This is a genomic window from Sphingomonas sp. CFBP 13733 (genome assembly GCF_014841795.1).
Classification (GTDB): domain Bacteria; phylum Pseudomonadota; class Alphaproteobacteria; order Sphingomonadales; family Sphingomonadaceae; genus Sphingomonas; species Sphingomonas aerolata.
This window is the reverse complement of record NZ_JACYUP010000001.1, coordinates 47,743-61,067: the sequence shown is the minus strand read 5'-3', so window position 1 is coordinate 61,067 and position 13,325 is coordinate 47,743. Positions and strand designations below refer to the sequence as shown.

General features: G+C 64.9%; 8 protein-coding genes. 4 read left to right on the top strand and 4 right to left on the bottom strand.

Features of this window, described 5'->3' with window-relative positions; genetic code table 11:
- Positions 1-257: 257 nt before the first annotated feature.
- The gene (locus tag IFT71_RS00210) at positions 258-1,790 is read right to left on the bottom strand and encodes a DUF4139 domain-containing protein (protein WP_192138729.1); all 1,533 of its coding nucleotides are present in this window, start codon (positions 1,788-1,790) and stop codon (positions 258-260) included.
- Positions 1,790-3,184, bottom strand: coding sequence for a DUF4139 domain-containing protein (locus IFT71_RS00205; RefSeq protein WP_244654715.1), 1,395 nt, complete (start codon positions 3,182-3,184; stop codon positions 1,790-1,792). Before IFT71_RS00205 ends, IFT71_RS00210 begins: the two co-directional genes overlap by 1 nt.
- Before the next feature lie 972 nt (positions 3,185-4,156).
- Between IFT71_RS00205 and IFT71_RS00200 the strand changes: the two genes are divergently transcribed.
- From IFT71_RS00200 to IFT71_RS00190, 3 genes are all read left to right on the top strand, one after another.
- Positions 4,157-4,393: a DUF3253 domain-containing protein gene (locus IFT71_RS00200; protein WP_192138728.1), complete on the top strand. Its 237-nt coding sequence runs from the start codon at positions 4,157-4,159 to the stop codon at positions 4,391-4,393.
- Between the two features lie 364 nt (positions 4,394-4,757).
- Entirely contained in the window at positions 4,758-5,708 is a 951-nt protein-coding gene (locus IFT71_RS00195) for an SGNH/GDSL hydrolase family protein (RefSeq protein ID WP_342212554.1), read from the top strand.
- Entirely contained in the window at positions 5,705-7,180 is a 1,476-nt protein-coding gene (locus IFT71_RS00190; protein ID WP_192138727.1) for a carboxylesterase family protein, read from the top strand. The genes IFT71_RS00195 and IFT71_RS00190 overlap by 4 nt, the downstream gene beginning before the upstream one ends.
- Here the strand turns inward: IFT71_RS00190 and IFT71_RS00185 are convergent.
- Together IFT71_RS00185 and IFT71_RS00180 are read right to left on the bottom strand one after the other, a co-directional pair.
- Entirely contained in the window at positions 7,177-8,769 is a 1,593-nt protein-coding gene (locus IFT71_RS00185; protein WP_192138726.1) for a tryptophan halogenase family protein, read from the bottom strand. The two genes, IFT71_RS00190 and IFT71_RS00185, sit on opposite strands and share 4 nt — an antisense overlap.
- An 86-nt stretch (positions 8,770-8,855) precedes the next feature.
- On the bottom strand, positions 8,856-12,035 hold the full coding sequence (locus IFT71_RS00180; protein ID WP_244654669.1) for a TonB-dependent receptor: 3,180 nt from the start codon (positions 12,033-12,035) through the stop codon (positions 8,856-8,858).
- A gap of 179 nt (positions 12,036-12,214) precedes the next feature.
- Between IFT71_RS00180 and IFT71_RS00175 the strand changes: the two genes are divergently transcribed.
- Positions 12,215-13,258, top strand: coding sequence for an ROK family protein (locus IFT71_RS00175; RefSeq protein WP_244654668.1), 1,044 nt, complete (start codon positions 12,215-12,217; stop codon positions 13,256-13,258).
- The last annotated feature ends 67 nt before the right edge of the window (positions 13,259-13,325 follow it).

Here is a 13,325-nt window from a genome sequence, read left to right as displayed (position 1 = left end):
CTGTCGGGAGCAGCCGTTCGCCGGCTAACGCAGCGATGGCTTGAACTGGTCGATGGCTGTCTCGACGGTCACGACCCAAAAGGCGACGTTCCGAACGCCCCTTCCGCTCGCCGAAACCTGTCATCCATTCATGTGCCGCAACTGGCGGGGACGGCGAGGCATTGTAGCTGCCACCAGTACACGCTTCCTGACCCTATTTAGATCTTGAAATCAGGCGAATGCGGTATCGCCCGACCTGGGAGGTCGAAGCGGGCCGGTCAGTAACGGTAACGCAAAATGGCGCGACCGCCCGGCGGCAGGGTCGGCGACCAGGTGAGGATCCCGTCGGTTCGGTTGAGCGCCTTGTCATCGGCCTCGATCGCCTGGCCCGCCGCCCCGATCGGGACGTCGAGCGTCGCCGGAAAAGGGTTGGCGTTAGTCGCCGTCAGCACGACCTCTCGCGACAATGCTTCCCCCGGAGCCGCCACCGGCACGCGCGACGCAACGATAGCCTGGGTCAACATAACCTGGCTGCTGATACCTGCCGCTAGGCGCACCGTCTCGCCAACCGTGCGGTCGGTGACCGCGCCCAATCCCAGCAGCAGGCGTCCGCCAGCCCGCTCGGCGTAGAGTGCGGTGCTGCCGGCTGGCATCGGCACGCCCAGGCCGCCAGGTGTATCGTTCTTCATCACGAGCACGATCGACGTCGGCACGCCGTCGAGCTGCTGGCCGGGATACACCGCGCGTCGGTAGCGACGATCGACCGGCACGCCCTTTTGAAAGAGCAAAGCAACTTGCTTTTGCGCGCGTGCGGCGACGGTCGTGGGCGTCGGTATGCGATAAAGCTTGAGATCGCCAAGATCTTCGGGAGGGGGCGGCGGCGGGGGTGGTGCCGGGGGCGCCATCATCGGCGGCGGGGGGGGCGCCATCGCGCGCGACGCCGTCACCACTATCTCGTCGGCAGGCTCAAACTCCGTTTCGGGCAGATCCGACGTCGTCGTGCCGAGCGGATAGCAGACCAGCCGCAGCCCGCCCGCCGCCGCCGGAACCGCGGGCAACGCCACCCGGTTGAGCCGGCCCGCGACGGCCTGCACCTCGGCCTTCGGGAACACTTCCGGGTTGCTGTTGGCGAGGGTCAGCCAGGCAAACAGGTCGACCGTTCGCCCGTTGGCGGCGAGCGCAGCGACGTAGCTCGCCCGCCAGTCGAACCCGGACGCGAGATAGGACAGACGCACCGTGACCGTGCGCGCCGCCGGGCTGATGGTCGTTACGCTCAGCACCGGCTTGCTCGACAGGCCGCCTGGGACGCTGGCGAACGCCAGCCGCTCCGCGAGACCCGAACAGCGTAAAGCCTCGATCCCCGTCGCCGTGCGGAGGATGACGCCCGGTGCCGGGCCGGCGACAATGGTCGCGGGCTCGCTGGTCGGTCGTCCGGTCGCCCTGTCCGTTCGGGTCAGCGTCACGTCACGACCCAGCGTACCGTCGACAAGCGAGGCCGGCGACAACAGGCGGGCGTCGCGATTCTTCTCGATCGTGCCGCCGGGCAGGCCGTCGATGACTGCGCTGACCGGCACGATCCCTTGCGCCACGCCCTCGAACCGCAGAACCGCCGGTCCGCGCGGCAGCCGGACGTGACGCGTCTCCGTTACCAATGCAAAGCCACCGAGATACTGGAGGGTCATCGCCCCGCGGCCATAAGGTGCCCGGTACACCGTGAGCGAGACGCGGTCCGGCGCGGACGAGGTGACGGTCGTCTGCGCCTCCGCCTTGCCCGCCAGCAGCGCGACCGCCAGGAGCAGCAGATGGCGCATCAGTAGCGCGTGTCGAAGGTCGCCGTCACCGTGGTGCTGCCATTGGCCGGCACGGATACCTGCCACGCCAGCGTGCCGGCGGTGCGACGTTCACCCTTTGCGCTGTCCTCCACGACCCGGACGTCGCCCCAGTCGAGCCCGCCCTGGATGAGCTCGACCGTGACAGGACGGGCGCGGGCGTTAGTCAGCTTGTACTGCATCGCCGTGCGCCAGCGGCTGTCGCCCTGCCGCGTGCGCGACACGGTGACGGGCTGCACCTTCACGTCGAACGCGTCGCCGGTGGGAAGCGCGATGGTCGACCCTTGCGGGGTATGCTCGATCCGGTTTTCGCCGGTGAACTGCGGCTGCCCGCGTGCATCGCGGACATAGACCCGGACCACCCCCGCCGGCAGCGCATCGCCCAAGCCTGCTGCACCCGAGTTACTGAACCGCAGCACCGAGTGCGCGCTGCGTGGTTCGTCCGAACTGCCGAGCCAGCCATTCTCGAACCGATAGCCGGCGCCCGCCGCCACGCCCTTGGCATCGAGGAAGCTGACCTGCTTGGTTTGCTTGTCGGCGATCGTGGTGCGTTCGGCCAGCGGATAGAGGTAGAAGTCGCCGAGCTGCTCGCGCGCGGCGCTCTCGGTGCCGGGGCGTGTCGTCGTTCGGCGGCGCGGACGCGGCGCATAGCCGCCGCTGCCGTCATCGTCGGCGCTGCCGACCTCGCCGGCGACCAGCAGCGTTTTGGCGTTGGCGAACGTCGTCCCGCTGCTATTCTTCAGCGTTACCCAGCCCTGGATATCGACCGTGCCGCTCTTGTCGTCGAACAGCGCGACATAATCGGCGCTCCAGCCGAGCCCGCGGCTCAGGTAGGACAGCGTCGCCGGGCGGGTTCCTCCGCGCGTGCTGGTCAGTGTCACCGACAGCGTCGGGCGCGCCCGCAGCGCGTCGGGCACCCGGTCGAACACCGCGCGCACCGGCAGGCCGTCGTCGCGCAGTACCTCGACATGACCGTTCACTTCGATGACCACGCCGCCGTTCACCGCCAGCACTTTCGCGCGATCGCGGGTTTCCGCGCCGGTGGCCGGATTGGTCCGCACCAGCGTGATGGTCTCGCCGATCGCTTTCTCCATCAGGCTCGACGGGCTGAGCAGATCATAGTCGAAATTCTGCTCGACGATCGCGGCATCGGGCACGGTCAGCGACACCGTTTCCGGTCGGATCGCTGCGCTCACGTCGGGGAAATTCTGGCGAACCCGCCCGCTCGCCAGGTTCAGCGGACGGATGTCCTGCACCAGGGCGACGTCGTTGGTGTAGATGGTGACCGACACGTCGCCTTGCGCCGTTCCGGCGGTCGGGGAATCAGCAGGGGGCGGCAATTGCTGAGCGGCTGCCGAAATCGACCCGAGCAGCATCACCAAACCACACGCTCTCGAGATGCTTTTGCGCACGTCACTCTCCCCCGGTCCTTGCTATAATGGCGAGACCGCATCAGAAGGGCAACGCGACATTGTGGGTCTGATTTTCTGACCCAAACAACGGCGCTTGTTCGCTCTGATCGGTGCGATGCGCCATTAAGGTTATGATACGTTGATCATAGCCAAAATGACGGTGTCCGCGAGAGCGACGGCGGAGAGCAAGTCCGTCGGTTACTGGTCGTAGCGGGTGCCGATACGCCGCCAATCCTTGGAGCGCCCGAACAAGATATTGATCCGGTAGACGCCGAGCTCGGCGACGCCTTCCCACCGAATCCGCAAAGACCCATAAGGCGACGCTCAGACCGTCCTACCTTCGCCCGAAGAGGCGACGTTCGTTTAGCTTCGTATTCTAGCCGACGCGCCCGCCGCGACAGGCTAGCCGAGCAGGCGTTCCAATGGGGCCCTCGTCGACCATGCCGGCTGCATCCGATCGGCTAGAACCTCGTCCCGAAAGTGATGCTCGGCCCAAAGTATAGGCAAGAATGCTCCTTGTCGGCCCGGTCCGACCAGTTCCGCTGGAACCGGCCGCGCACTTGCGCCGAGATGTCCTTCTTGACGGCGAACGATCGCCGGACTGGCGCCGAGACGACTAACCCAGCCTGTACCCGTAGGCGGAGATCTGGGCGAAGCTCGCTCCGGGGTCCCACCCGCTTGTTGCGATAGAATCTCCACTCACCCATCGCTGCCGCTACCGCGCGGAGGTCGTCCCAGAACGGACCCGAGATTACATAGGCGCTCGCAGTCGGGAATATCCGGTTCTTCGTCGAATCCGTCGACCAGAGGTATTTCAGCTTGCCGCAAGCTTCCCACGCCCATCCTGCCACGTTCCGCACGGATAAGCTGCCCGAGGAAGGCGCCGAATGCCAATAGCACCTTGACCAGCCGGAGTGCGCGGTCGACGCAGTCTGGATGACGGATCCGAAGGCAGCCACTCTTTCCCTGCTCGAGCGCCGCGCACCCGGGGCGACGATATGCCCAAGCGAGGTGGCCCGTTCAATGGCACAGGATTGGCGCAGCGCAATGCCTGCAGTCCATGAAGCGATAGACGAGCTAGTGAGCAACGGGCTGGTACAGCTCAGCTGGAAGGGACAGCCGCTTGCAAAGCGCTCAGGACCGTACAGGATCCGCAATCTTGGCGGCGATTGAAGCTAGGGCTTAATTCGCATATTTTGCCCATTCCAGTATCGGAAGTCAGCTCAACAACGTCATATTCAGCAGCTGCGGCTGCGGCGACCCACGGGCAGACTTTCAAGCCGCTCCTTCTGCGGCCCGCAAACAGACATCGGTTTAGGTTGGCACGCTGTGCTCCTTGGTCGCTTGCGGCACGAACACGGAGAGCGCGAGCGTGACGCCTACGTTTATCAGGACGCCCCAGAACGTCAGGTGCAGGCCGCGCGCTAGCCCTACCCACTTCGCCACCGTGTTTGCCGCCGACCCCTGCCCCACGAGTATCTACTGAATCTGTCGCAGCGGCCCAGCGGGTCAGCGTGCTAGGCTGGCATTGAGCTCAGTGACCAGCACCGCCGCCCCAAGCGTGCTGCCAGATTGCAGGCAACAAATTGGAGAGCGTCGTGGCCCCACGCTCTGCGAAACCCACGCTGCCCTGGATCAGCGTGAGATAAGGCATCACAACCCATCGTTGGCAGGTCGCACAAAATTTAGCTTTGCCGTCTCATTATGCGATAGCGCTGCGAGAATTCCGGAGCGCAATATGAAAACGATCTTACTCAGCTTGTCTCTGGCAGCAGTGGCCGCACCGACAATCGCGAAGACGGATGATGTGAAGGCCAGCGCCGCGCGCCAAGCGGAGGAGCGGTTGCATACCGATTGGGCATGGCTCGGCCGCTACACGGAGGCCAATACGGCGTTGCCGGCCGGCATTGCGGGCCCACGCGTCGTCTTCATCGGCGATTCAATCACACAGGGCTGGTTCGACATGGCCCCTACCTTCTTTACCGACAACAACCGCATCGGACGCGGGATCGGTGGGCAGACCACGCCGCAGATGGTGTTGCGCTTTCGCCAGGACGTGATCGATCTGAAACCCGCAGTCGTACAGATCATGGCCGGCACCAACGACATTGCCGGTAATACCGGGCCGATGACGCTTGACCAGTCGAAGGCCAATATCATGACGATGGCGGAACTTGCGCGCGCGCACGGGATCCGCGTGATCCTCGCCTCGATCCCGCCCGCCGCGAATTTTCCGTGGCGGCCCGGCCTGGAAACCGCCGACAAGATCGTGGCGATGAATAGCTGGTTGAAGGGATATGCTGCGCAGACCGGCGCTACCTATGCCGATTACTGGACGGCGCTACACGACGGCAAGGGGTTCCGTGCGAGCCTGACCTATGACGGCGTCCATCCGAACAAGGCGGGATATGCCGTCATGGGACCGGTTGCCGAAGCGGCGATCCGCGCCTCGCTCGCCAAGCCTGCCCCGAAGGCGCTCGCGCGGTGATCGTCCTCGCGCTGGCGCTCGCCGCCGTCACCGCCGGCCCGTTGGTGCGCGTCGACGATGGTCCGGTCCGCGGCGAGGCGCTTGCGAACGGCGGTGCGGTGTTCCGCGGCATCCGCTTCGCCAAACCGCCGACCGGACCGCTGCGGTGGCGCGCGCCCGAACGGCCGACGCGTTGGACTGAACCTGTCGAGGCAATCGCGCCCCATGCGGCCTGTCCGCAACCCGTCTATGGCGACTGGAACCGGGACGCGGCGATCCATAGCTCGGAGGATTGCCTGTTCCTCGACGTACGCACGCCGACGTCGAGCGCGACCGCGGCGCTGCCGGTGCTGGTATGGATCCACGGCGGTGGCAATCGCGCGGGCGCCGGCGGCGGCACCGTCGAATCGCGGATCACCGAAGCAGGCATCGTGCTGGTCAGCATCCAGTACCGCCTCGGCGCGCTCGGCTTCCTGTCGCATCCCGCCCTCAGCCGTGAACAGGGCGGGCATTCGGGCAATTACGCGCTGATGGACCAGCAGGCGGCGCTCGCATGGGTCCAGCGCAACATAGCGCGCTTCGGGGGCGATCCAAAGCGCGTCACGATTGCGGGGGAATCCGCCGGCGCGCAGGACGTCGCACTTCACCAGCTGGCCCCGGCTTCGCGCGGGTTGTTCGCGCAGGCGATCCAGGAAAGCGGAACGCCCGGCTTCGGTGTCGCTCCGCGCACGCTAGTGCAGAACGAACGCCTGGGTGAACGTCTCATAAGGGCCGCCGGACTGCCGGATACGGCCCCGACCGCCCAGCTCCGCAACCTGTCCGTCGCCAAAATCCTGGAGGCGCAAGACGCAGTCGATGTTCCCGATCTGGACGATGACAGCTTCATCTGGTTGCAGGCGATAATCGACGGTCGCGTCCTGACCGATACGCCCGCCAAGCTGCTGGCGAGCGGCCGGTTCGCACGCACGCCGCTCGTCATCGGCGTCAACGCAAAGGAACTGCCCCTGCATGGCGGTCGCGCTGCGGCGGAGGCGACGGTTCGACGCGAATTCGGTGCGGGCGCCGACCGGGCGCTCGATCTCTACGGTCTCCAGCGAGGCGGCACGCCGGTCGATGATCTGCGCCTGGGTGACGTCACCACGCAGATCGCCGATGACGTGACCTTTCGCTGTCCGACGATCGCCGTCTCCAGGGCATTCGCACGCGCAGGCGTACCGGTGTGGCAGTATCAGTTCGACTACGCGCCGGCTGGCGGCACGGTCAGCCATGCAAGCGAGATCGGCTATGTGTTCAACCCGCCGCAACCCGGCCAGCCGCCACTGCAACGCTATTGGGTCAACTTCGTCAGAACCGGCAATCCCAACAGCGCCGGGTTGCCCCTATGGGCGCGCTATTCGGCCGACACGCGCGCTTACATGGCGTTCGAACAGACCGGCCCGGCTGCGCGGCGAGACCTGCGCGGGCCAATCTGCACGCTGCGCGACACTCCTTAACGCGCCGGCATCATCAGGCGATCAGGAGGGCCGCCCGGCTCGGCAGGCTGCGCGAGCCCCGGACTGCGCGCAGCCAGGCCGAGGAACGCGTCGTGCGGCTGCGCGAGCGCAACTGCCTGTGCAATCGACTCCTTCATCCGGGCAAATGCCGACTCAAGGTCCGGAATCGAGAAATGGTCGGCACCGGGATCATGCGCGGCGGCGTCGATCCCGAAGCCTGCATACATCGACAGCCAGCTCGGATCCTGGAACGATTCCCACTCATACCGGACCAGATGGCCGCGCGCCTTGAACAACCGGAGCTTGTGCGCCAGCGCGTCGGGGAGCGCCGTGTCGCGGCAGCGATCCCACATCGGCTCTCCACGCCTGACATTGGCAAAATAATGGAGCAGCAGGAAATCGCGGATCCGCTCATATTCCAGTCCGGTCGTGCGATTATATTCCTCCGCCAGCGCGGGATCAAACCCGCGATCGGGCAGCAAGGCGAGAAGCTTCTCGATACCCGTCTGTATCAGCGTGATGCTGGTCGATTCGAGCGGTTCCATGAAGCCCGCGGCGAGACCAAGTGCGACACAGTTCCCCTGCCAGAAGGCCGTACGCCGCCCAGTGCGAAAGCGGATCATGTTTGGCTCGCCTAGCGCTTCGCCCTCGAGCCTCCCCTTCAGCGTAGCGACCGCCTCGTCGTCAGAGATGTGACGGCTCGAATAGACATACCCGTTGCCGACGCGGTGCTGGAGCGGGATGCGCCACTGCCAACCGGCTTCGAGCGCGGTGCTGCGTGTATACGGGGTCAGCGGCCCCGATCGCGTGCATGGCATCGCCACTGCCCGGTCGCACGGCAGCAGGTTCGTCCAGTCTTCATACGGCACGCCCAGGGCGCCGCCGAGCAGCAGCGACCGGAACCCCGAGCAGTCGATGAATAGATCGCCGTCGATCGCCTTGCCGCAACTGGTGTCCACCCCGCTGATGAACCCCGTGCGACCGTCGACGCGCACATCGGTGATAGTGGCATCGATGTGTTCGACGCCCCATGCGATCGCCTTCTGCGCCAGGAACCGTGCGAATAGCCCGGCATCGAAGTGCACCGCCCAGTCGAAAAACAGCAGATCATGAACCGGCCGGTCGGTCGGCGGCATGAACAGGTTGCGCTCCGCCAGCGCGGTCGCGAGACAGAAATCGGCCAGCGGCGAAGCGTGACCGGCAGCGTTCATCTTGCGCCAGTAATGATGGAACGCCACGCCGCGCGATCGCATGCCGTACAGGCCGAACGGGTGGAAGAAGCGCTCGCCTTCGCGCTTCCAGTCGACGAACTCGATGCCGAGTTTGACCGTGCCCTGCGTCGCCGCCATCACCTCCTGCTCGGTGACGCCGATTTCGCGGAAGAAATCGCGGATGCCCGGCACGGTCGCCTCGCCGACGCCGACCGTGCCGATCGCGCTGGAGTCGATGACCGTGATCTTGACAGGCTGTCGCTCGAGCCGGCGCGCGAGCAACGTTGCCGCCATCCATCCCGCCGTGCCGCCCCCGACGATGACGATCGAGCGCAGCGGCCCGCGAGCGGATGCCGGACCCGGTGTTCTGCCCGTCATGACCAACTCCCCGTCAACGCTGTCCGGCGTACAGGTGCCCGCCACCCCGATGAAAGCTGGCGGGCATCTGCGTCACACATTATGCCTCAGAACTTGAAGCGCGCGCCCGCCATGAACCGACGCTCGTAAATGTTGTTGTAGGCCTTCTCGTCCGGGAAGGTCAGATAGTATTTCTCGTATTCTCCGGTCAGGTTCGACCCTTGCGCATACAGCGTCAGGTTCGGCGTGAAGTCGTAGCTGATCGACGCGTCAACATAGTTGGTTGGTTGCTGATAGAGTTCGAGACCCTGGATACCGCCGAAATTCTGCTGCACCGCGCGCTTGGAGCGATAATTCCACGCGACACGCGCCTGGAAATGATCGTCCTGGTAGAAGCCCGCCAGATTGGTCTGGATCTTCGAATTATCCTGGAACGGGATCGCATCGCCCTTCAGATCGACCGCGCCGGAGTCGGACGGCGAATAGGTGATGTTCGCGTCGATACCGAAGTTGGTCAGGATCGACGGCATGAAGCCGAGGTCGCTGAACGACTGTTTCCAGCCTGCCTCGACGCCCTTCAGCGTCCCGCCATCGCCCTGCACCGGCGTGCTGATCGAGACCGTCCGGTTGCGGACGACGCCGTCATTGTCGGGCAGGTCGGTGCGGACGATGTTGCCCGACTGGATGAAGCTCGCAACGTCGATGTAGAAGGCACCGACGCTGATCAGGCTGCTTGCGCCGATATAATATTCGAGCGATCCCTCGACGTTGGTGGCGCGCCACGGATCGAGCTGCGGGTTGCCGTTGGAACTGCCGCCGGTGACGCGGAACACGGGCGAACCGGGGTTGCTCGTGTCGATCGCATAGGTCGGGTTCAGGCCACCGCCCCATTGGTTGAGGTCGAGCAACGTCATCGTCTTCGAATAGGCAAGCCGCAGCTTCACATTCTCGGCAAGGTTGAACGCGAGATTGAAGGCGGGCAGGAAGTCGGTGAAGCTGCGCTTGGTCTCGACGGTGCCGTTGCTCAGATTGGCCAGGCCATAGGGCTGTGGCGAACCGGTGACGAACTGCGTGATGTCGAGCTTGGTGTTGATGACCTTGAGGCCCGCATTGCCCGACACCGGGATGCCGAACACGTCGCCCTTGACGTTGAGCTGCGCGTAGCCCGAAATCTGCTTCACGCCGACGTTGAACGACGCGCCGGGGTTCTGCACTTCCACGTTGCCGGGATAAAAGCTGTTCTGGAACGCCAGCGCGTTGTCCATCACCTTGGGATCCAGCACGTAGATCGGCGGCAGGCCAGCGCCCGGCAGGTTGTACTGCTTGACCTGCCCGTTGAAGATCGGATCGCTCGCCTTGCGGACCTGCCCTGCGGTGTAGGGAGCGAAGCTGGCGGTCCCGAACGTGCCCGTACCGGCACGGCACGAGGCATCGTTCAGGGGGACGTCGAATGCCTTCCATTTGACCAGGCAGCCACCCGCCTGCGACGCCTGCCCGGCATAGAGCGGTGCCGCGCGATCGAATTCGAAATCGTCGACCGTGCGCTCGCTATACCGGCCACCCAGGGCCAGGCTGACATTGTCGTTCGCCTCGTAGGAGACGTCACCGCGGATCAGCTTGAGGTCGCCCTTGCGCCGGTAATTGCCCTCCGACGAGGTCGTCTTCATCGTGTAGCTGTCGATATTGCCGAGCGCGTTCGTCAGCTGCGATGGCAGCGTGAACACGGGCTGGTTGCCGGTGAAATCGACCGTCGCTGGTAGCGACGCCGCGCCCGCCAAGGTGTTGACGACATAGCCGCCGGGATTGAACGCGACGTCTCCCGTCGGATAATGACCGATCCCGCCCGGCTGCCACTGCGCGCCGTTGGACGGGCTGAACTGCAGATAGCTCTGGTCGTAGTTCGAATAGGCCTTGCCGTAGATACCGCGCAGGCTTGCCATGAAGCGACCGCCATTGTCGTACTTGAGTTCGACATTGTAGTTCTGCGACTGCGACTTGAAGCGATCATTCTGCGCGTACGAGTCGAAGTTGCCGAGATCGTAATTATAGACTTGTGTGGTGTTCAGGTCATAGTCGCGAGTCACGCCGCCATTGCTGAGCGAAACAACCGAACCCGTGTTACGCGACTGCCCCGGGACGAATTCGGCCGCCTGCCAGTTGACGTTCTGCATCTGGATGCCGGCAGTCCGGTCATTCTCGTTCTGGCGGGTGAAGAACGCGTCGGCGTTCAAGGTCAGCGCATCGCTGATCTCCCACTGCGCCGAGGCATTGATACCGATCCGCTCGCGCTGGTTCACCTTGTCCCAGGCGGTGAAACCCTGTGGGACGATGAACGCGTCGTTCGAGTCACCATCGCCGTTCACGTCGCGGCCGGTACCGACGATCGTGCCCTTGGGACGATTGGCGGGCGAAAAGCCGCTGCTCAGGTTGACGTCGCCAGTCGGGTTGGCGGCGGTGTTGAACTGCTCGTTGTGGAGCGCTGCGCCATAGCCTTCCTGGATGCCGTTGTGCGAGTTCGACAGATGCAGGTTCGAATAGGCCCCGGACACGAGGAAGCCGACCTTCTCACCACGGAAGCCGAACAAGCCGTTCAGGTTTGGATCGAATTCCTTGGTCTTGTCGCCGTACGCGCCCTCGGCGGCAGCCGCGAAGGTGAAGCCCTTCTTCAGGTCGAACGGACGGCGCGTACGCAGGTTGACGGTGCCGGTGATGCCCGCGTTGAGCAGGTCCGCCGTGCTCGACTTGATGACGTCGGCGCCGGCGAACAGCTGCGACGGGATGTCGTTGAAATTCGGTTGGATCGTCGTGATCGATTGCGCGCCGAGATAGGCCTCGCCGTTGAGCAGCGTCGTCACCTGTGGCAGGCCGCGAATGTTGATTGCGGCCCCCTCACCCGCGTCGCGGCGGATCTGCACGCCAGGGATACGCTGGAGCGAATCCGAGATGGTCACGTCGGGCAGCTTGCCGATGTCTTCGGCGGAGATCGAATCGGTGACCGACGCGGCATCGCGCTTCAGGTTGACCGCACGCCGCTGCGCGCCGCGAATGCCGGTAACGACGATGTCCTCGCTTTCTGCGGCGGCATCACTCGTCGGGGTGGTCGGGGTTTGCGTTTCGCTCGCCTGATCGGCCGCAGCCGCGGACGGCGATGCAGCCTGATCTGTGGGCGCGCTTTGCAACACCCCCTGCGTCGTCGATGTTTGCTGCGCGAGCGCAGTACTGCTGCTGACCAACGCCGTCACCGACGCGGCGACCATCAACATGTTCTTGGATTTTGCGCGCAACATTCCGACCCTCTCCCTCACAATCAACACCGCCAGCGATTGGCGAACGCTTTAGCCTGCGAGAATGAAGTTGATCGGCGCCGCGGCGCCCTACCCCTCTCCCACGTGCCAGCCGCAACTTACCGTTGTCTTGACACCCGTGTTCTACCGCGCCGCAAAGCGCCGTCAATTGGATAATCAATTTGCGTTTATTTTTCGAACTGGCATTGTCGATCGGGATGGCCGTGCAGCGGTCACGAGCATGGGGGGAGGATATCGTGGGGGAGAGTGGTACCATTGCCAACATCGGCGGGCTGGTATGCGAAGATGCTGCGCCGGCGCTGGGTATCGATTTCGGCGGTACGAAGATCGAAGCCGTGTTGCTCTCGAAAAACGGCGCGGCTGCGTGGCGGCAACGCATTCCCAATCCCGGCAGCTACGACAGCGCCCTGACCGCGATATCGAACCTGGTCGCCGCGGCGGACGACGCCGGGGGCGTGCGCTGCACGGTCGGGATCGGTGCACCAGGCTCGCCGTCACCGCGAACCGGGATCATGCGCAACAGCAACTCTACCTATCTCAATGGCCGCCCCTTTCGCGAGGACCTCGCCCGGGCGCTCGGTCGCCCCGTACGGCTGGTCAACGATGCCAATTGCCTGGCTCTGTCGGAGGCGATCGATGGCGCCGCTGAGGGTGCGCAGAGCGTCTTTGCGCTGGTGATCGGTACCGGAGTCGGTGGTGGCGTTGTGCTGTCCGGCGCCGTGATTGATGGTGCACACGGGATCGCTGGCGAGATCGGCCATCTGCCCCTGCCCTGGCCCGACGGACGCGAGGCCGATCCTCCGCCATGCTGGTGCGGGCTGTCGGGCTGCATCGAGAGCTGGGTTTCGGGTACCGGCTTTGCGCGGGCCGCTGCCACCGAACACGGGCTGGCGCTCAGCGCACCCGACATCGTTGCCGCGGCGCGCTCCGGCGACCCCGCGGCCCGCGCCGCGCTGGATGCCTATGTCGATCGCCTCGGGCGTGTGCTCGCGCTCGTCGTCAACCTGCTCGACCCCGAGGTGATCGTCCTTGGCGGCGGCATGTCGAACGTCACCGAAATCTACGCCGGCCTGCCCGATGTCGTGCGCCGCCACACATTTTCCGATCTGTGGGACGGCCGTATCGTGCCCGCACGCTGGGGCGACGCCTCCGGCGTTCGCGGTGCCGCAAGATTATGGACAAAGGATCCGCAGGTCGGTCACTGACCCGGCATACCGCGGCACAAAACTGACCGGCGGCACTGCCAAGCCGGCACCTCAGGAGGGACTATTC